The organism is Burkholderia sp. AU16482 (assembly GCF_002223285.1).
GTDB lineage: Bacteria > Pseudomonadota > Gammaproteobacteria > Burkholderiales > Burkholderiaceae > Burkholderia > Burkholderia semiarida.
Map to the genome: position 1 here is coordinate 543,506 of NZ_NKEY01000004.1, position 18,798 is coordinate 562,303.

The 18,798-nt window shown below is 68.4% G+C and carries 17 protein-coding genes; 9 read left to right on the plus strand and 8 right to left on the minus strand.

Going from position 1 to position 18,798, the window contains the following annotated elements; genetic code table 11:
- The first annotated feature begins 13 nt into the window (after window positions 1–13).
- From glyS to CFB35_RS14195, 4 genes are read left to right on the plus strand one after another with little or no spacing between them, the layout of a single operon-like run.
- Entirely contained in the window at window positions 14–2,113 is a 2,100-nt protein-coding gene (glyS, locus tag CFB35_RS14180) for a glycine--tRNA ligase subunit beta (RefSeq protein WP_089465123.1), read from the plus strand.
- Window positions 2,114–2,123: 10 nt separating this feature from the next.
- Window positions 2,124–2,687, plus strand: a complete 564-nt coding sequence (gene gmhB / locus CFB35_RS14185; RefSeq protein ID WP_060314991.1) for a D-glycero-beta-D-manno-heptose 1,7-bisphosphate 7-phosphatase — start codon at window positions 2,124–2,126, stop codon at window positions 2,685–2,687.
- A 43-nt stretch (window positions 2,688–2,730) separates the two neighbouring features.
- On the plus strand, window positions 2,731–3,495 hold the full coding sequence (locus CFB35_RS14190; RefSeq protein WP_059578704.1) for a 1-acyl-sn-glycerol-3-phosphate acyltransferase: 765 nt from the start codon (window positions 2,731–2,733) through the stop codon (window positions 3,493–3,495).
- A gap of 45 nt (window positions 3,496–3,540) precedes the next feature.
- Window positions 3,541–4,431, plus strand: coding sequence for a M48 family metallopeptidase (locus CFB35_RS14195; protein ID WP_060314988.1), 891 nt, complete (start codon window positions 3,541–3,543; stop codon window positions 4,429–4,431).
- Window positions 4,432–4,539: 108 nt separating this feature from the next.
- On the opposite strand, the gene gloA is transcribed toward CFB35_RS14195, so the two are convergent.
- Entirely contained in the window at window positions 4,540–4,923 is a 384-nt protein-coding gene (gloA, locus tag CFB35_RS14200) for a lactoylglutathione lyase (protein ID WP_059578709.1), read from the minus strand.
- A gap of 350 nt (window positions 4,924–5,273) precedes the next feature.
- Between gloA and CFB35_RS14205 the strand changes: the two genes are divergently transcribed.
- A complete protein-coding gene (locus CFB35_RS14205; protein WP_060966680.1) occupies window positions 5,274–6,209 on the plus strand; it encodes a DMT family transporter in 936 nt (311 codons plus the stop codon).
- Between the two features lie 88 nt (window positions 6,210–6,297).
- Here CFB35_RS14205 and rsmA read toward each other — a convergent pair whose 3' ends face one another.
- The 4 genes from rsmA to CFB35_RS14225 are packed head-to-tail and all read right to left on the minus strand — an operon-like array spanning window position 6,298 to window position 11,944.
- Entirely contained in the window at window positions 6,298–7,125 is an 828-nt protein-coding gene (rsmA, locus tag CFB35_RS14210) for a 16S rRNA (adenine(1518)-N(6)/adenine(1519)-N(6))-dimethyltransferase RsmA (RefSeq protein WP_089465124.1), read from the minus strand.
- Window positions 7,126–7,172: 47 nt separating this feature from the next.
- Window positions 7,173–8,162: a 4-hydroxythreonine-4-phosphate dehydrogenase PdxA gene (gene pdxA / locus CFB35_RS14215; protein ID WP_060314975.1), complete on the minus strand. Its 990-nt coding sequence runs from the start codon at window positions 8,160–8,162 to the stop codon at window positions 7,173–7,175.
- Window positions 8,163–8,173: 11 nt separating this feature from the next.
- Entirely contained in the window at window positions 8,174–9,532 is a 1,359-nt protein-coding gene (locus tag CFB35_RS14220; protein ID WP_089465125.1) for a peptidylprolyl isomerase, read from the minus strand.
- A 51-nt stretch (window positions 9,533–9,583) separates the two neighbouring features.
- Window positions 9,584–11,944, minus strand: coding sequence for an LPS-assembly protein LptD (locus tag CFB35_RS14225; protein ID WP_089465126.1), 2,361 nt, complete (start codon window positions 11,942–11,944; stop codon window positions 9,584–9,586).
- Window positions 11,945–12,166: 222 nt separating this feature from the next.
- On the opposite strand from CFB35_RS14225, the gene CFB35_RS14230 reads away from it, so the two are divergent.
- Together CFB35_RS14230 and murU are read left to right on the plus strand one after the other, a co-directional pair.
- The gene (locus CFB35_RS14230) at window positions 12,167–13,216 is read left to right on the plus strand and encodes an aminoglycoside phosphotransferase family protein (RefSeq protein ID WP_059642949.1); all 1,050 of its coding nucleotides are present in this window, start codon (window positions 12,167–12,169) and stop codon (window positions 13,214–13,216) included.
- Between the two features lie 22 nt (window positions 13,217–13,238).
- Window positions 13,239–13,958 carry an N-acetylmuramate alpha-1-phosphate uridylyltransferase MurU gene (gene murU, locus CFB35_RS14235; protein ID WP_089465127.1) on the plus strand — a complete coding sequence of 240 codons (720 nt, stop codon included), beginning with the start codon at window positions 13,239–13,241 and terminating at the stop codon, window positions 13,956–13,958.
- 78 nt (window positions 13,959–14,036) lie between these two features.
- Here murU and CFB35_RS14240 read toward each other — a convergent pair whose 3' ends face one another.
- Window positions 14,037–15,908, minus strand: coding sequence for an ABC transporter ATP-binding protein/permease (locus CFB35_RS14240; RefSeq protein WP_060314964.1), 1,872 nt, complete (start codon window positions 15,906–15,908; stop codon window positions 14,037–14,039).
- 175 nt (window positions 15,909–16,083) lie between these two features.
- On the opposite strand from CFB35_RS14240, the gene CFB35_RS14250 reads away from it, so the two are divergent.
- Window positions 16,084–16,479 (plus strand): acyl-CoA thioesterase, encoded by a 396-nt coding sequence (locus CFB35_RS14250; RefSeq protein ID WP_006485741.1) that lies wholly within the window; start codon window positions 16,084–16,086, stop codon window positions 16,477–16,479.
- A 33-nt stretch (window positions 16,480–16,512) separates the two neighbouring features.
- Here CFB35_RS14250 and CFB35_RS14255 read toward each other — a convergent pair whose 3' ends face one another.
- Window positions 16,513–16,995, minus strand: coding sequence for a nitrate reductase associated protein (locus CFB35_RS14255; protein WP_059642940.1), 483 nt, complete (start codon window positions 16,993–16,995; stop codon window positions 16,513–16,515).
- A 114-nt stretch (window positions 16,996–17,109) separates the two neighbouring features.
- On the opposite strand from CFB35_RS14255, the gene fdhD reads away from it, so the two are divergent.
- Window positions 17,110–17,964, plus strand: coding sequence for a formate dehydrogenase accessory sulfurtransferase FdhD (gene fdhD, locus CFB35_RS14260; protein WP_089465128.1), 855 nt, complete (start codon window positions 17,110–17,112; stop codon window positions 17,962–17,964).
- Window positions 17,965–18,013: 49 nt separating this feature from the next.
- Here the strand turns inward: fdhD and CFB35_RS14265 are convergent, their stop codons facing one another.
- Window positions 18,014–18,781: an enoyl-CoA hydratase gene (locus CFB35_RS14265; RefSeq protein WP_059642937.1), complete on the minus strand. Its 768-nt coding sequence runs from the start codon at window positions 18,779–18,781 to the stop codon at window positions 18,014–18,016.
- Between the last annotated feature and the right edge of the window lie 17 nt (window positions 18,782–18,798).

Below are 18,798 nucleotides of genomic sequence, written 5' to 3' on the forward strand. Positions count from 1 at the left end.
ATTTATTCCAGACATGACGCACAATCATCCCGCCCCCCTGCTCGTCGAACTGCTGACCGAAGAGCTGCCGCCGAAGGCCCTCGCACGCCTCGGCGACGCATTCGCCGAAGGTATCGCACAACGCCTCGCCGCGCGCGACCTCGTCGAAGGCGAACTCGTGTTCGAACGCTACGCGACGCCGCGCCGCCTCGCCGTCGTCGTGCAGAACGTACGCGCCGTCGCGCCCGACAGACAGGTCCGCGAAAAGGTCCTGCCCGTGTCGGTCGCGCTCGACGCGCAAGGCAAGCCGACGGCCCCGCTCGCGAAGAAGCTCGCGGCGCTCGGCCACCCGAACGCCTCGATCGCCGATCTCGAACGCGCGCAGGACGGCAAGGCCGAAGCGTTCTTCATCAACTACTCGGCGGCCGGCGCCACGCTCGCCGACGGCCTGCAGGCCGCGCTCGACGAAGCGCTCGCGAAGCTGCCGATCCCGAAATTCATGACGTACCAGCGCCCGGACGGCACGGACGTGAAGTTCGTGCGCCCGGTGCATCGCCTGACGGTGCTGCACGACGACCGCGTCGTGCCCGTCACCGCGTTCGGCGTCGACGCGGGCGACACCACGCTCGGCCACCGCTTCCTGTCCGACGGCCTCGTCGCGATCCAGCATGCGCGCGCGTACGCCGACACGCTGCGCGACAAGGGCCGCGTGATCGCGCACTTCGCCGATCGTCGCGAAACGATCCGCACGCAACTGAACGAACATGCGAACGGCGACACGGTCGTGATGCCCGAATCGCTGCTCGACGAAGTGACGTCGCTGGTCGAATGGCCGGTCGTCTACCCGTGCCGCTTCGAGGACGAATTCCTGCAGGTGCCGCAGGAATGCCTGATCCTCACGATGCAGACGAACCAGAAGTATTTCGCGCTGACCGACGTCGCCGGCAAGCTGCGCTCGCGCTTCCTGATCGTGTCGAACATCGAGACGAAGACGCCGGGCGAGATCGTCGAAGGCAACGAGCGCGTCGTGCGCCCGCGCCTCGCCGATGCGAAGTTCTTCTTCGAGCAGGACAAGAAGAAGCCGCTCGCCGATCGCGTGCCGCAGCTCGCCAACGTCGTCTATCACAACAAGCTCGGTTCGGCGCTCGCGCGCGTCGAGCGCCTCGACGCGCTGGCGGGCGAGATCGCCCCGGCGATCGGCGCCGATCCCGCGCACGCGAAGCGCGCCGCGCGCCTCGCGAAGGCCGACCTGCTGACCGACATGGTCGGCGAGTTCCCGGAACTGCAGGGCACGATGGGCACGTACTACGCGCGCCACGACGGCGAAGCCGACGACGTCGCGCTCGCGTGCGCCGAGCACTACCAGCCGCGCTTTTCCGGCGACGCGCTGCCGACCACACCGGTGTCGACCGCCGTCGCGCTCGCCGACAAGCTCGAAACGATCGTCGGCATCTGGGGCATCGGCCTCGCGCCGACGGGCGAGAAGGATCCGTTCGCGCTGCGCCGCCACGCGCTCGGCGTGCTGCGCCTGCTGCTCGAAAAGCAGTTGCCGCTCGATCTCGTGTCGCTGCTGCGCACGGCCCATGCACGCTTCGACGGCGTGCCGGGCGTCGCCGAATCGACCGACGCGATCTTCGCGTTCTTCATGGATCGCCTGCGCGGCCTGCTGCGCGAGCGCGGCTATTCGGCCGGCGAAATCGACGCGGTGCTGAGCCTGAACCCGACGCGCATCGACGATCTCGTCGCGCGCCTCGACGCGGTGCGCGAATTCACGCGCCTCGCGGAAGCCGAAGCGCTCGCGGCCGCGAACAAGCGGATCTCGAACATCCTGAAGAAGTCGGAAGGCGGCGCGAACGGCGCGGTGCAGCCGACGCTGCTCGTCGAGGCCGCGGAAAAGGCGCTGCACGAGCAGCTCGCGGCCGTCACGCCGCACGTGCAGTCGCAGCTCGAGGCGCGTGCGTACACGGGCGCGCTGTCGGCGCTCGCCGCGCTGCGCGCGCCGGTCGACACGTTCTTCAACGACGTGATGGTCAACGCGGACGATCCGGCGCTGCGCGCGAACCGTCTCGCGCTGCTGTCCGCGCTGCACCAGCAGATGAACTGCGTCGCCGACATCTCGAAGCTCGCCGCATAAGGGCCGCACGATGCCGATCAGCCCCAACCGAAAGCTCGTCGTCCTCGACCGGGACGGCGTGATCAATGTCGATTCGGATGCGTTCATCAAGACGCCCGACGAATGGATCGCGCTGCCCGGCAGCTTCGAGGCGATCGCCCGGCTCAACCACGCGGGCTACCGCGTGGTCGTCGCGACCAACCAGTCCGGCATCGGTCGTGGGCTGTTCGACATGGCCGCGCTCAACGAGATGCACCTGAAGATGCATCGCGCGGCGGCTGCCGTCGGCGCGCGCATCGACGCGGTGTTCTTCTGCCCGCACACGGCCGAGGATCACTGCGACTGCCGCAAGCCGAAGCCCGGCATGATGCAGATGATCGCCGAGCGCTTCGAGATCGATCCCGATCACACGCCGGTCGTCGGCGATTCGCTGCGCGACCTGCTCGCCGGCGTCGCGGTCGGCTTCCAGCCGCACCTCGTGCTGACCGGCAAGGGCAAGAAGACGCTCGCCGCGGGCAACCTGCCGCCCGGCACGAAGGTGCACGACGACCTGCGCGCGTTCGCGCTCGATTTTCTTTCACACGAACACGAGTGATGCGGCTGCCGCGCGCATCCTCCCCAACGCCAGACTCACGCCGATGCGCTTCGTTCGCTCCCTGCTGCTGCTGATCTACTTCATCCTGTACACGGTGCCGTACGCCACCGCGTGCTTCATCGCGTTCCCGTTCATGCGCCCCGACGCACGCTACTGGATGGCGGCCGGCTGGTGCAAGTCGACGCTGTGGGTCGTGCGCTGGCTGAACGGCATCCGCTACCGGATCGAAGGGATGGAGAACCTGCCCGACGGCCCGGCCGTGCTGCTGTCGAAGCATCAATCCGCGTGGGAGACGCTCGCGTTTCCCGCGCTGATGCCCAAGCCGCTCTGCTACGTGTTCAAGCGCGAGCTGCTGTACGTGCCGTTCTTCGGCTGGGCGCTCGGGCTGCTGCACATGGTCAACATCAACCGCAAGGAAGGCAAGAACGCGTTCAATTCGGTGATCCGCCAGGGCAAGAAGCGCCTGTCGGAAGGCGCATGGATGATCATGTTCCCCGAAGGCACGCGCACGCCGGTCGGCAAGCAGGGCAAGTACAAGACGGGCGGCGCGCGCTTCGCGATCGAAACCGGCACGCCGGTCGTGCCGATCGCGCACAATGCAGGTCGTGTGTGGCCGCGCAACTCGTTCACGAAATTCCCGGGCGTCGTCACCGTGTCGATCGGCAAGCCGATTCCGGTCGAAGGCAAGACGCCCGACGTATTGAACTCGCAGGTCGAAGCCTGGATCGAAGCGGAAATGCGCCGCATCGATCCCGATGCGTATCGTCAGGCGGGCAACGCCGGCACACGCGATGCCGCGCGCGCCTGACGCCCCGGATTGCAGCCGTTGCGTACGACAAAAAGAACCGAACTGATGAAACAGCGTCCGCGGCCACGGCCTGCCGTCGTGGCCCTCGATCATCGCCAGATGGACCTGCCGCTCTTCGACGGGCCGGCCGCGCCGCCGTCGGCGCCCGCCGCCCCGCCGGCGCCGCCCGACATCGCCGCCCCTGCCGCGCCGCTCGATCCCGGTCCGGCGCCCGATCGCTCGCGCGTGCGCACGTTCGCGCTCGACAGCCGCGTGCTCGAATACCGGCTCAAGCGCTCGGCGCGCCGCACGATCGGCTTCACGATCGACGGCAGCGGGCTGTCGATCACCGCGCCGCGCTGGGTCACGCTCGCCGACATCGAAGCGGCGATCGCCGAGAAGCAGCGCTGGATCTTCGCGAAGCTCGCGGAATGGAAGACGCGCACCGAGCAACGCGCGCTGCCGCAGATAGACTGGCGTGACGGCGCGCAACTGCCGTATCTGGGCAAGACGGTGACGATCGCGCTCGGCGCGGGCGCCGTCGCGTTCGATGCCGACGCGCTGCGGCTGTCGCTGCCGCTGCCCGTGCAGGCCGACATGCAGCAGATCAAGGACCGCGTGCAGGGCTGGCTGCAGGGCGAAGCGAAACGCATCTTCGGCGAACGCCTCGCGGTCTATGCGGAAAAGCTCGGCGTCACGTATTCGATGTATGCGCTGTCGTCGGCCGCGACGCGTTGGGGCAGTTGCTCGAGCGACGGCAAGATCCGCCTGAACTGGCGGCTGATCCATTTCCCGATGTCGATCATCGACTACGTCGTCGCGCACGAGCTGTCGCACCTGCGGGAGATGAACCACAGCCCGGCCTTCTGGCAGACCGTCGAATCGATCTTCCCCGAGTTCCGCGAAGCGCGGCACACGCTCAAGCATCACCCGCCCGAGCTGCTGCCGTCGCTCTGACGCGCACGGCTTCGCCGCCAACGAAAAAGGGCGATGCGGATTACCCCGCATCGCCCTTTTTCGTTGGCGCGGCGCACATCGCACGCCGCGGCCCGGTTCATCCCGCGCTTACTTCTTCTGGATGAACTCGATCTTGTAGCCGTCCGGATCCTCGACGAACGCGATCACGGTCGTGCCGTGCTTCATCGGGCCCGCCTCGCGCGTGACCTTGCCGCCTTGCGCCTTGATCTTCTCGCAGGCCGCGTACGCATCGTCGACCGCCACCGCCAGATGGCCGAAGCCATTGCCGAGATCGTAGGACGGCGTGTCCCAGTTGTGGGTCAGCTCGATCACGGTGCCCGTGCGCTCGTCTTCGTAGCCGACGAACGCGAGCGTGAACTTGCCTTCCGGATAGTCCTCGCGACGCAGCAGCTTCATGCCGAGCAATTCGGTGTAGAACTTGATCGAGCGGTCGAGATCGCCGACTCGCAGCATCGTATGCAGCAAACGCATGTGTTGTACTCCTGTGGGGACTTTCCAGAACCGGAAATTCTACCGGAGTCGGGTGAATCGCGCCGGGGACGGCCGGCCGGCGCGCGCCCGGGCGGTGCAGCGGCTGAGCCGCACGAGCACGAGCGAGCGCCGCGGCGGGAAACAGCACGATCCGACTCACCCGGCCACCGCGTCGATCGGGTAACATCCTTCCACTTCGTACCAAAATCGGGCACGCATGCCACCGCCCGACCGCGACCACCCACTCTTCCGTACCGCCACCCTGCCGTGCGAAACCGCCCATCCGAGCGCACCGGACGCGCCGCCCGCCTCACCTCGCCGCCACCGCACCGGACCCGCGAGGCACGTCGATGAGCCCGCTTGCCGCCGCCCCCGTGCGCCGCGCACTCGATACGCACGCCGTCGGCCTGATGCTGCTGCTGTGCGCGATCTGGGGCTTCCAGCAGGTCGCGATCAAGAGCACGAACGCCGCGATCGCGCCGATGTTCCAGGCCGGGCTGCGCTCGGCGATCGCCACGCTGCTGCTGTGGGGCTGGGCCCGCACGCGCGGCACGCCGCTGTTCCAGGCGGACGGCACGTTCGGCGCGGGCCTCGCGGCCGGTGCGCTGTTCGCCGGCGAATTCGTCTGCGTGTTCTTCGGGCTGACGCTGACGAGCGCGTCACACATGGCGATCTTCCTGTACACGGCGCCGTGCTTCACCGCGCTCGGCCTGCACCTGTTCGCACCGGGCGAGCGGCTGCAACGCACGCAATGGGCCGGCGTGGGCATCGCATTCGCCGGCATCGCGCTCGCGTTCGCGGACGGCTTCCTGAAGCCGCGCGCGCCCGGCGCGTCCGTGCTGGCCGGGCTCGCCGGCGACGCGCTCGGGATCCTCGGCGGCGCGATGTGGGCCGCGACGACGGTCGTCGTACGCTCGACGGCGCTCGCGCGGGCCAGCGCGAGCAAGACGCTGTTCTATCAGCTCGCGGTATCGGCGGTCGTGCTGGTCGCGCTCGCCGCGCTGTTCGGCCAGATGTCGTTCGCGCACGTGACGCCGATTGCGGTGGCGAGCCTCGCCTACCAGTCGGTGATCGTCGCGTTCGTCAGCTATCTGTCGTGGTTCTGGCTGCTGACGCGCTACAGCGCGTCCCGGCTGTCCGTCTTCACGTTCCTGTCGCCGCTGTTCGGCGTCGCGTTCGGCGTGCTGCTGCTCGGTGAATCCGTCGGCTGGCGCTTCATGTCCGCTGCCGCGCTCGTGCTGACCGGCATCGCGCTCGTCAACGCGCCGCCGCGCCGGCGGGCGTGACGACCGGCGCAAGACGCGCGGGCAATAAAAAAGCTGCCCGTCGGGCAGCCTCTTCGATACAGCCGATGAGCGGCTCGCGCCACGCGCATCATCCGGCCTTGCGCGCCGCCGCCAGCGCCTGCGCGACGCCGACGTATTCGGCCACGCTCACGTCCTCCGCGCGGCGCGCGAGATCGAAGCCGAGCGCATCGAAATCGATCGTCTCGCGGTAGTCGCCGAGCGTATTGCGCAGCATCTTGCGGCGCTGCGAGAACGCGGCGGTGACGATTTCGCCGAGCAGCCCGGGATCGACGTCCGGCAGTTCGTGCGGCTCGTACGGAATCATCCGGACGATCGCCGAATCGACCTTCGGCGGCGGCTGGAACGATTCCGGCGGCACGTCGAGCATCTTCTCCATCACGTAACGGTACTGCAGCATCACCGACAGCCGGGAAAACGCCTTCGTGCCCGGCTCCGCGACCATCCGCTCGACGACTTCGTTCTGCAGCATGAAATGCTGGTCGATGACCGCATCGGCGAACGTCATCAGGTGGAACAGCAGCGGGCTGGAAATGTTGTACGGCAGGTTGCCGACGATCCGCAGCGACGGCTTGTCGCCGGGCGCCGCGAGTGAGCGGAAGTCGAACGCGAGCGCGTCGCCCGCGTGCAGCTCCAGCAGCGCGCCGAAGCGCTGCTGCAGGCGCCCGATCAGGTCGCGGTCGAGCTCGACCGCGTGCAGCGGCGACTCGGGCGTCGCGAGGCGCTCGATCAGCGGCTCGGTCAGCGCGCCGAGCCCGGGGCCGATCTCGACCATCCGCTGGCCGCGGGCGGGGCCGATCGTCGCGACGATCGAGTCGATCACGCCGTGATCGACGAGAAAGTTCTGCCCGAAGCGCTTGCGCGCGAAATGGCCTTGGTGCTGTCTGCTGTTCGACATCGACTCAGTAAAACGAAAAATACGACGAAAGGAGTAAGCCGGCGGCGTCAGGCTGCGCGGCGATGGCGCGCCATCGTGACGGCCGTATCGAGCGCGGCGATCATGCTGCCCGGATCCGCGCGGCCCGTGCCGGCCAGATCGAGCGCGGTGCCGTGATCGACCGACGTGCGGATGATCGGCAGCCCGAGCGTCACGTTGATGCCCTCGCCGAACGTCGCGTACTTCAGCACGGGCAGGCCCTGGTCGTGGAACATCGCCAGCACGCAATCGGCATCGGCCAGATGGCGCGGCTGGAACAGCGTGTCGGCCGGATACGGGCCGCGCGCGTCGATGCGTTGCGCGTTCGCGCGGGCCAGCGCCGGTTCGATCACGTCGATCTCCTCGCGGCCGAGATAACCGTTCTCGCCCGCGTGCGGGTTCAGGCCCGTCACGAGGATGCGTGGCGCGGCGAGACCGAAATCGCGCCGCAGGTCGCGATCGATGATCGCGAGCGTCTCGACGAGCCCGTCGATCGTCAGCGCGGCCGATACGTCCTTCAGCGGCAGGTGCGTGGTCGCGAGCGCGACGCGCAGCGGCCGGTGGCCGGTGCCGGCCAGCATCATCACGACGCGCGGCGTATGCGTGCGTTCGGCCAGGTATTCGGTATGGCCGGTGAACGGCACGCCCGCGTCGTTGATCGTGCTTTTCTGCAGCGGCGCGGTGACGATCGCGTCGTACCGGCCCGCCAGCGCGCCGTCGATCGCCGCGTCGAGCAACCCGAGCACGTACCGGCCGTTCGCCGCGTCCAGCTTGCCCGCCTGCGCGGGCGCGGCCAGCGCGTGATGCGCGACCGACACCTGCGCGCCGCCCGCCAGCGTGGCCGGGTCGGCCCCGACCGCCGCCGCCCGCGCATCGAGCAGCGCCGCATCGCCGAGCACGGTGAAATGCGCGTCGGGCCAGCGCTGCGCGGCGTCACGCAGCGCCTGCACAGTCAGCTCCGGGCCGACCCCCGCGGGTTCGCCGGTCGTGATCGCGATCTGCAGCGCGGGCATGGTCATCCGACGCTCGCTCAGTTCGCCGGGCCGACGCCGCCGATCTTGTACTGCACGTACGACGAATCGCGCAGCTCGCGCAGCCAGTCGGCATAGGCCTGTTCGGCCTTGCGCTGGCCGATCGCCTGACGGGCGATGTCCATCTGCTGCTGCACCGACCCTTCCGCTTCACGGCGGCTCAGCACCTGGATCAGGTGGTAGCCGTACTCGGTGCGAATCGGCTGGCTGATCTGGCCGTCCTGCAGGCTGTTCATCGCGCGCTCGAATTCCGGCACGGTCTCGCCCGGGCTGATCCAGCCCAGATCGCCGCCCTGCGACGCCGAGCCGTCCTGCGAGTAGGTGCGCGCGAACTTCGCGAAATCGCCGCCGGCCTCGACCTGGTTGCGGATGTCGCTCAATTGCTGGCGCGCCTGGCCTTCCGACTTGCCTTCGCCAACGCGCAGCAGGATGTGGCGCACGTGCGTCTGCACGATCTTCGGCGCCGCGGCGCTCGCGCCCTGGCTCTGGCGGCGGTCGACGAGGCGCACGATCTCGAAGCCGTCCGGCACGCGGATCAGCGTCGGGTTGACCTGGCCCGGGCGCAGCTTCGACGCGGCGTCGACGACGTCGGCCGGCAGCGCGCTCGGCGCCTTGAAGCCGAGATCGCCGCCCTTCTTCGCGTCGTTCGCTTCGGAGTTGCTCTTCGCGAGGCGCTCGAAATCGGCGCCCGACTTCGCCTGCTGCAGCAGCGCTTCGGCCTTCTTCTGCGCGGCTTCGATGTCGGCCTGCGGCGCGTTGGTGGGCGCCTTGATGAAGATGTGCTGGAAGCGCAGGTCCTGCTGCTGCGCCGCGTTCGGCCCGCGCTGGCTCGCGATGTAGTTCGCGACCTCGGCGTCCGACACCGTGATCTTGCCGTCGACTTCGCGCTCGCGCAGCTTCGACAGCATCAGCTCGGTACGCGCATCGTTCGTGAAGATGCTCCACGGCACGCCTTGCGCCTCGAGACGCGCGCGGTACTGGTCGAGCGTCATCCCGTTCGCCTGCGCGAGACGCTGCAGCGTGGCCTGCACGGTCGCGTCGTCGATGCGGATCCCGTCGTCCTTGGCCTTTTGCACCTGGATACGCTCGAGCACCATCTGGTTCAGCACCTGCGCGCGCAACTGGTCGGCCGGCGGCACCGGCGCGTTCTGCTGCTGCAGCCGGCGCGCGATCAGGCCGACGCGCTGGTCGAGTTCGCGGCCGGTGATCACGTCGTTGTTGACGACCGCGACGACTTCGTCGGCGAGCTGCGCACCTTGCGAACCGAGCGCCTGCGCCGCAGCGGGCGCGGCGGCGAGCAGCGCGGCGGACGCGGCGAGGCTGGACACGACTGCCGCGAAACGAAGGGTTTTCTTCATTGCCACTGAAACTCCATTGAAATCGTGCTGACCGGTGCAGACATGCCGGCGTTACTCGTAGTTGCTGAAGCGGGACATCGGCGGCGGCGGCGGCGGCAACGGCGTGTAGCCCGGCACCCCGGCGCGGAATGCGGACACGAGGCCGTTGTCGATGGTCGACAAGCCCTTGAGCGTCAGCTGCATCATGAATCGCGTCGACGAGTTCTGCTGTCCCGACGTATTGATGCCGTTCGCGGCCCGCTGCACTCCGACCCCGAGCGCCCAGCAATCCGCGTCGTATTGTAAGCCGACCAGACCGTCGACCACGCGATCTCCGGCGAAGTCGTAGTTGAAGCGGCCGATCGCATACAGGCGGCGCGTGAGCGGCCACTGCGCGGACACCAGGAACTGGTTGATCGGCTGGTTGTCGAGCGTGGTGTTCGTGCGCGTATAGCGGTAGCCGACGTTGATCACGCGGCGCTCGCCCGGGCTGTAGCCGAAACCGATACTCGACTTCACGAGCTGGTTGTTGTTCTGGTTGTACTGGAACGCCGTTTCCGACATGAAGCCCGAGCCGAGCTTCAGCGCGGCGCCGACGATCAGGTCCGAGTGGCGCGCCAGCACGGCGCTCTGCCCGGGCGTCAGCGTGACGCGCTGATCCGCGAAGTAGTACTGCTGCGCGATCACGAAGCGCGCGCGCTCGTCGCCGGTGCGCGGATCGATGAAGCGCGACGTGAGGCCGGCCGTGATCCGGTTCGCGTCGGCGATCCGGTCGTTGCCGACGAACGTGTTCGGCTGGTAGATCTCCGCGAGGCCGAAGTCCGATTCCGCGGTGTCGAACAGCGGCGCGTTCGACTGGTCGCGATACGGCGTGTACACGTAGTACAGGCGCGGCTCGAGGGTCTGGATGAAGTCCTGGCCGAACAGGCGCACCGAACGGTCGAAGATCAGGCCCGTGTCGAAGCTCACGGTCGGGATCGACTCGGTGAAGCGCTTCGGGCTGTTCGGCGTGGTCGACGACAGGTAGTTCAGGTCGTAAGACGCGAAGTGGTACTGGACCTTCGGCACGACGAAGTAGCCGGGCCCGTACACGCCGTACGAAATGTACGGATTGAAGACGATGCGGTCGCCTTCGGTCGCGTCGGCGGTCGTGATGCGGAACCGCGAATAATCGGCTTCCGCGCCGAAGTCGAAGCCGCCGACGTTGTACTTCGTGTACTTCACGTTCAACTGCGGCTCGCGGCTGTACGGCGCGATCGACGGCGGCAGCGTCTGCCAGTGCTGGTAGCGCGCGAGCACCGACCACGGGCCGTTGTTGTACGTAAGGCCGGCTTCCTGCTGGTACAGCGTCTGCGTCCCGTTGATGAACTGGTTCGCCGACCCGAGGTCTTCCGGATACGTGTTGTCCGAGACCTTGTTGTAGTAGACGTAGCCGCCGAAACCGCCGCCGAAGTTCTGCTGGTGCTGCCAGTAGATCGCGTAGCGGTTGCGGTGCGCGAGCCGGTCGTCCGGCAGGTAATTGGCCGTGAACGTGCCCGAATACGACGGCGACAGATAGCGGAACGTCGCCTCGGCCATCACGCCGCGCCGCGAGATGATGCGCGGCGTGAGCGTCAGGTCGCGGTTCGGCGCGATGTTGAAGTAGTACGGCAGCGACAGCTCGAAGCCGTTGCTCGAGTTCACCGAGAACGTCGGCGGCAGCAGGCCGCTGCGCCGCTCGCCCGACAGCGGGAACGTCATCCACGGGCTCGCGAAGATCGGCACGCCCTGGAAGAACAACACGCCGTTGCGCGCGGTGCCCTCGTCGGCGCCCGTATCGAAGTCGAAGCGGCTGCCCTTGATGTACCACGCGGGGTTCGTCGCGCACTGGCATGCGGTGTACGTGCCGTTGACGAACACCGAGCGCTCGTTGTCGACCATGTCGACGCGCTCCGCGCTGCCCGACCCGCCCGTCACGTTGAAGTGATACTTCGGCGCGGTCATGAAGCCCTGGTTCGCCTCGACCTTCAGGTGCGCCTCGGGGCCCGCGAACGACGTGCCGCCGTTGATCACCTTGACCTGGCCGTACGCATCGGCCATGTCGGTATCCTGATCGTAGTGGATCGCGTCGGCCTTCACGACCGCATCGCCGCGCCGCAGCTCGGCGGAGCCCTTCGCGGCGAGATCCTGCTCGGCGGTGCCGCTCGTGTGGTCGGCGATCACGAAGGCGGCCGGCTTCGCGCCGTCCTTCAGCGGATGATCCTCGAGCTGGGGTGCGAGACGCAGATCCCACGGCGAGTCGAGCGGCTGCGGCTGCGCAGCGGCGCCCGACAGCTGCGCGTACGACACGGCCGGCACGAGGCCGGGCACGGCCAGGAGCGCGAGCGCGAGCCGCCGTTTGCGCGGCGCCCCGTCACCGGGGAAAACATTCGGGAATAGCGGTTTGGGCGGCATCTATCGTTTGGCGAATCGCCCCTTGTCAACCGCGCCTGCACGGCACCTTCGCGCGCGGCGGGCCGCGCCGTCGAGCCGCGACTGCGGCTCTTCGCAAACCGGGGAGGCGATCGGGCGGACGTCGCGACAGGCGCGGGCCTGCACGGCGGAAGCTGACGCGGGGCGCGTCAAAAAAGTCGTGGGGTATTATATGGCAAGACGTTCCCCCCTCCGCCGAGTTTCATGACGCCCCCATCCGCCGCATCCCAGCCCGACGCCCGCCTCGACGCGCTCACCGCGTGGCTGCGCCCGCTCGCCGGGCGCTACGCCCTCGATCTGTCGACCCTCGCGCCCGCGTCGTCGGACGCCAGTTTCCGCCGCTATTTCCGCGTCGCGTCCGCCGCGAGCCCCGGCGGCACGCTGATCGCCGTCGACGCGCCGCCGCCCGAGAAGTGCCGCGAGTTCGTCCAGGTCGCGCAGTTGCTCGCCGCGGCCGGCGACCACGTGCCGGACGTGCTCGCCCACGATTTCGACGCGGGCTTCATGCTCGTGACGGACCTCGGCCGCACGTCGTACATCTCGGTGCTCGATCCGGCCGACCCGGCCGCCGCAAAACCGCTGATGCGCGCGGCGCTCGACGCGCTGATCCGCTTCCAGCTCACGTCGAAGCCCGACGTGCTGCCGCCGTTCGACGAAGCGTTCCTGCGCCGCGAAATGGAGCTGATGCCCGAATGGTTCGTCGGCCGCCACCTCGGCAAGCCCGTCACCGACGCGATGCGCGGCACGCTCGACCGCACGTTCGCGCTGCTGGTCGCGAGCGCGCACGCGCAGCCGCAAGGCTTCATGCTGCGCGACTTCATGCCGCGCAACCTGATGGTCTGCGAGCCGAACCCGGGCGTGCTCGACTTCCAGGACGCCGTGTACGGGCCACTGACGTACGACGTCGTGTCGCTGCTGCGCGACGCGTTCATCAGCTGGGACGAGGAATTCGAGCTCGACTGCTTCGCGTACTACTGGGAAAAGGCGAAAAAGGCCGGCCTGCCGGTCGATCCCGACTTCGGCGAGTTCTACCGCCAGCTCGAATGGATGGGCCTGCAGCGCCACATCAAGATCCTCGGCCTGTTCGCGCGCATCAACTACCGCGACGGCAAGCCGCACTACCTGAACGACCTGCCGCGCTTCCTCGCGTATGCGCGCAAGGTCGCGCTGCGCTATCGTCCGCTCGTGCCGTTCGCGAAGCTGCTCGACGAGCTCGAGGGCAACGCGCCGGCCGACGTCGGCTATACGTTCTGAGCGCCCCCACACCCAGTCGAACATGAGCCCTACCCTGACCACGGCGATGATCTTCGCCGCCGGACGCGGCGAACGGATGCGTCCGCTGACCGACACCTGCCCGAAGCCGCTGCTCGAAGCCGGCGGCAAGCCGCTGATCGTGTGGCAGATCGAGGCGCTCGCGCGTGCGGGCATCGACACGATCGTGATCAACCATGCGTGGCTCGGCGAACGGATCGAGGCCGCGCTCGGCGACGGTTCGCGCTGGGGCGTGCGGATCGCGTATTCGGCCGAAGGCGAAGCGCTGGAAACCGCCGGCGGCATCGCACAGGCGCTGCCGCTCATCGAGCGCGACGGCCAACCGGCGGTGTTCGCGGCCGTCAGCGGCGACGTGTACTGCGCCTTCGACTACCGGGCGCTCGCGCCGCGCGCCGCCCGGATGGCCGCACTCGACACGCCGGCGATGCACCTCGTGATGGTGCCGAACCCGCCGTTCCACCCGGCCGGCGACTTCGCGCTCGGCGACGACGGCCGTCTCGCGCTCGACGGCGCCGCGCGCTTCACGTTCGGCAACATCGGCCTGTACGACACACGGATGTTCCGCGATCTCGCGCCCGGCACGCGGCGCGCGCTGACGCCGTACTACCGCGCGGCGATCGAGGCCGGCCACGCGAGCGGCGAACTGTACGAAGGCATCTGGGAGAACGTCGGCACGCCCGCGCAGCTCGGCGAGCTGGACGCGCGCCTGCGCGCCGCGGGCTGAGCGGAGCCGACGGACGGCCGCGCACCGTCGTGCCGGCCGCCCGCTGCGCGCCACGGCACGCAGCACACCCGCAAGCCGTTACGCGGCCTCGGCCTCTTCCCCGCCGGCTGCCGCGCGCTGCTGCTGCAGCGCCCACATCTGCGCATACAGCCCGTCGGCGCGCACGAGTTCGTCGTGCGTGCCGCGCTCGACGATCCGCCCGTGATCCATCACGAGAATCTGCTGCGCGTGCACGACCGTCGACAGCCGGTGCGCGATCACGAGCGTCGTGCGATGCCGCGCGATCTGGTCGAGCTCGTGCTGGATCGCGCGTTCCGAGCGCGAATCGAGCGCCGACGTCGCTTCGTCGAACAGCAGCACCGGCGGATCCTTCAGCAGCGTGCGCGCGATCGCGACGCGCTGCTTCTCGCCGCCCGACAGCTTCAGCCCGCGCTCGCCGACCGGCGTGTCATAGCCCTTCGGCAAGCTCTCGATGAAATCGTGGATGTGCGCGGCGCGCGCGGCCGCGACCACCTCGTCGCGGCTCGCCGTCGGCCGGCCGTACGCGATGTTGTAATAGATCGAGTCGTTGAACAGCACAGTGTCCTGCGGCACGATCCCGATCGACGCGCGCAGCGATTCCTGCGTGACGTCGCGAATGTCCTGCCCGTCGATCCGGATCGCGCCGCCCGTCTGCCGGTCGAGATCGTAGAAGCGGAACAGCAGCCGCGACAGCGTCGATTTCCCCGAACCGCTGTGGCCGACCACCGCGGTCGTCGTGCCGGCCTCGATCGTAAAGGTCACGTCGTGCAGGATCGGCCGCGACGGCTCGTACGCGAAGTTCACGTGCTCGAAGCGCACCTGCGCGCCGGCCACCGCGAGCGGCGGCGCATCAGGCCGGTCGGCCACTTCCTTCGGCGCCGACAGCAGCCCGAACATCCGATCCATGTCGGTGAGGCTCTGCTTCAGCTCGCGATAGACGACGCCCAGGAAATTCAGCGGGATGTACAGCTGCAGCATGAACGTGTTGATCAGCACGAGATCGCCGAGCGTCAGCTTGCCCGCGAGCACGCCCTGCGTCGCGCGCCACAGGATGAACACGAGCCCCGTGCCGATGATCGCCTGCTGGCCGAAGTTCAGCACCGACAGCGAGTTCTGCGAGCGGATCGCGGCCTTCCGGTAGCGCTTCAGGTTCTCGTCGTAGCGCTGCGCCTCCCACTCCTCGTTGCCGAAGTACTTCACCGTCTCGTAGTTGATCAGCGAGTCGATCGCCCGCGAGTTCGCGCGCGAATCGAGCTCGTTCATCGTGCGGCGGAAGTGCGTGCGCCAGTTGGTGACCTTCACGGTGAACACGATGTACGTGACCAGCGCCGCGAACGTCACGTACGCGTAGTAGGCCTCGTACTTGACCACGAAGAAGCCGAGCACGAGCCCGACCTCGACGAGCGTCGGCAGAATGCTGTACAGCGAGTACGAAATCAGTTGCTGGATGCCGCGCGTGCCGCGCTCGATGTCGCGCGACATGCCGCCCGTCTGCCGCTCCAGATGGAACCGCAGCGACAGCCCGTGCAGATGCCGGAACACCTGCAGCGCGAGCTGGCGCACCGCGCTCTCGGTGACCTTCGAGAACAGGATCTCGCGCAGCTCGGTAAAGAGCGACGTCGACAGCCGCACGAGCGCATACGCGACGACCAGCAGCCCGACACCGCCCGCGAGCACGATCCCGGCCGATTGCTCGGCACGGCCGAGCGCGGTGAGCTGCTGCACGGCGGACAGGTGATCGACGATACGCTTCATCACGACCGGCACGCCGAGGTTCGCGACCTTCGCGCCGATCAGGCAGCCGAGCGCGAGCGCGACCCGCCATTTGTAGGTGGTCAGGTACGGCAGCAGCGACCGGATGGTCTGCCAGTCGTTGCGAGGCCCGGTCGAAGCCGGCGCGGGCTCGCCGGAAGCGGGAAATCGGCGCATGGGGAAAAGGTCCTGCGGCGATGCCGGACGCGCGTATCGACGGCCGGCTCGCGCGCTTTCTCGTACAATTTGCGAACGTTGTATTGTCGCAGAAGCCGCTTCGCGCCGCTGCCGGCGGCCTTGCCGGCCGGCCTGCGCGCGGCGGCCCATTTATTACAGGATGAAAGCCCCCGCCATGACCGATTCGACCCTCGAACTCCCGCAGAAGCAGCCCGCGCTGCGCGTCGTCCCGCAACCGCACGACGCGAACGTTCACGGCGACGTGTTCGGTGGCTGGATCATGTCGCAGGTCGACATCGCCGGCTCGATTCCCGCGAGCCAGCGCGCGAACGGCCGCGTCGCGACGGTCGCGGTCAACTCGTTCGTGTTCAAGCAGCCGGTATTCGTCGGCGATCTGCTGAGCTTCTACGCCACGATCATGCGCACCGGCAACACGTCGATCACGGTCGACGTCGAGGTGTACGCGCAGCGCATGCGCCTGATGGGCGAAGTCGTGAAGGTCACCGAGGCGACGCTCACCTACGTCGCGACCGGCCCGGACCGCAAGCCGCGGCAACTGCCGCCGCTCTGACGCGGGCACGCGCAGCGGCGCGGCAGGCGGCCGTCAATGCGTGGCCGTCAGCCCGAACTCCCGCATCGCGGGCAGGAAATCGTGATTCAGCTTCGGCTTGCGCGACAGCTTCACCAGCACGTAGCGCTGGAACGGCGCGAGCCGCTGCCACTGCGCGAGCGCGGGCGCCGGCAGCCCGGCCAGCGCGCTCTGCTGCACGAGCGACTCCGGCACCGTGTCGACGTCGCGCCAGGCCGGCTGCTCGTCCGGCTGAAACCATGACGGCTCCAGATCGGCGTGCGTGCGCAGCATTTCGAACAGCGCATGATCGAAGTTGGGCTCGATCGCGGTGTCGTCGTCGGCCGGGAAGCGCGCGAGCAGCTTGCGATCCTCGAGCGGCAGCAGTTGCCACTGTTCGAGCGAAATCCGCAGCCCGAAGCGGTCGAGATTGAAACGCACGATCATCGGGATGTACGTGAAGTTTTCCGACGAATCGTGTTCGAAGTTGAAGAGCAACGGAGCGTCGCTGAGTCCCATGGTCGTTACCTGACGTGGCGGATGCCGGCGCGGCCGGCTTGCCTGGGGTATTTTAGAACCTCTGCGCGCGGGCGGCGGCACGATCGTCGCCGGCCGTGCGTCGAATCAACGGGAGTGCTCGTGAATCCGACCCAATCAGACGATCCGCGCGACGCGTTGCGCGATGAGCCGCGCGGCGCGATCGAGCTGCCCGTGAGCCGCACGCGCGGCGGCGCGGTCGAAACCGCGCACGACTTCGTCGGCCAGGAATGGCCGGTCGCACTCGTCTTCAACGGCATCTCGCACGCGGTGATGATGTGTACGCCATGCGACCTCGAAGCGTTCGCGGTCGGCTTCGCGATCTCGGAGGGGATCGTCGTGCGCGGCAGCGACATCAAGGACATCGAGGTGATCCTGCATGCCGATGCGCCGTTGCCGCACGCGGAAGTCCACCTGGAAGTCGTCCAGCAGGCGTTCGCCGCGCTGAAGGACCGGCGCCGCGCGCTCGCCGGGCGCACGGGCTGCGGCGTGTGCGGCATCGAAAGCATCGACCTGCTCGATCTCGCGCCCGAACGCGTGCCCGATACCGGCTTTCTCGCGCGCCTCGCGCCCGATGCGCTGGCGCGCGCCGCGCATGCGCTGCCGGCGCATCAGGCGCTCACGAAACTGACCGGCGGCCTGCACGCGGCCGCGTGGTGCGACGCAACAGGCGCGATCCGCGCGGCATTCGAGGATGTCGGCCGCCACAATGCGCTCGACAAGCTGATCGGCTCGCTCGTGCTGTCGCGCGCCGATACCACCGACGGCTTCGTGTTCCTGTCGAGCCGCGCGAGCTATGAGCTCGTACGCAAGGCCGCACGGGTCGGCATCCCGCTGGTCGCGACCATCTCCGCGCCGTCGTCGCTCGCGATCGGGATCGCGAAGGCGGCCGGCTTGCGGCTCGTCAGCTTCTGCCGCGAAACGGGCCACGTCGACTACGGCACGGCCTGATCGCGGTCGAAGCCGCGCCGGCAAGCCACCGCCGGCGCGGCCTGCCCGGTCAGTCGAACTGACGGAAATCCGGCTTGCGCTTCTCGAAGAACGCGGTCATCGCCTCGCGCGCTTCCGGCGCACGCAGCATCGCGGCGAAATGGCGCGCTTCCTCGGCCATCCGCGCGGGCGTCGCCACGCCGCCCGTCTCCTTGAGCAGCGCCTTCGTCACACGCAGCGATGCCGCCGGCAACGCCGCCAGCTTCGCCGCCTGCTTCGCCGCGAACGCGTCGAGCTCCGCCGCCGGCAGCACGCGGTTGACGATGCCGATCCGGTGCGCTTCCAGCGCGTCGAACGCCTCGCCCAGCAGCAGCTTCTCGGCGGCGACCTGATGGCCGGTCAGGCGCGGCAGCAACGCGCTCGACGCGGCTTCCGGGCACAGCCCGAGCTGCACGAAAGGCAGCGAGAACGTCGCGGTGTCGGCCGCGTAGACCAGATCGCAGTGCAGCAGCATCGTCACGCCGACGCCGACCGCGATGCCCGGCACGGCCGCCACGATCGGCTTGCTCGCGCTGCTGATCCGCGCCAGGAACTGGAAGACCGATGCCGAATCGTCCGTCGGCGGCGACTTCAGGAAATCCTCGAGATCGTTGCCCGCGCTGAAATTGCCGTCGCTGCCGCGCAGCAGGATCACGCGCGTCGCCTTGTCTTCCTGCGCGTCGGCGAGCGCATCGGCCATCGTCTGGTACATCGCCGCCGTCAGCGCATTCTTCTTCGCCGGGCGTGCGATCGTGATCGTCATCACGCCGTCGGCGCGTTCCACTTGAATGTCGGCCACAACCGTCTCCTTTGACT